At 65.9% G+C, this 396-nt stretch carries 1 protein-coding gene; it reads right to left on the bottom strand.

Translation table 11 applies throughout. The features are described 5' to 3' along the window. Positions 1–396 (bottom strand): hypothetical protein (locus tag I6F37_RS43595; protein WP_225154925.1); only part of this gene is annotated, 396 nt, incomplete at both ends.

The raw sequence follows: 396 nt of genomic DNA, 5'->3' as shown, positions 1-396 counted from the left end.
AGTCGGGCGACGAGTAAACGAACGGAAGCGTGGTGATCCCGCTCCTTGCGGCTTGTCCGACGAGACCGTCGATGACCCCCCATTCGAAATCGGTGCCGGAGTTCGGCTGTACACCTGCCCAGGAAACCGGGATGCGCAGGGATTCGACGCCGCCGCGGGCCATCCTGGTCGAGTCGGCGGATGTGAAGTCGGTCTGGGTGATCACGCCGTAGAAGCCCTTGGGTGCCGGAGAGCGCTTGGCGCTCTGCGCACTGCCGAAAGCGATCAACGGCAGGGCGACCAGGACCGCGACCAGGGCGATCAGCCGCGGGACCATCCCGGACCCTTCCGACCGGCGATGGTTCCAGGCGATCCAGCCCAGACAGCCGGCGATCACCAGGATGGCGAGAATCAGGA

This window comes from Bradyrhizobium sp. NBAIM08 (assembly GCF_020193935.1).
Classification (GTDB): domain Bacteria; phylum Pseudomonadota; class Alphaproteobacteria; order Rhizobiales; family Xanthobacteraceae; genus Bradyrhizobium; species Bradyrhizobium yuanmingense.
The sequence above is the reverse complement of the archived record's forward strand: the minus strand, read 5'-3'. Positions and strand labels throughout refer to the sequence as shown.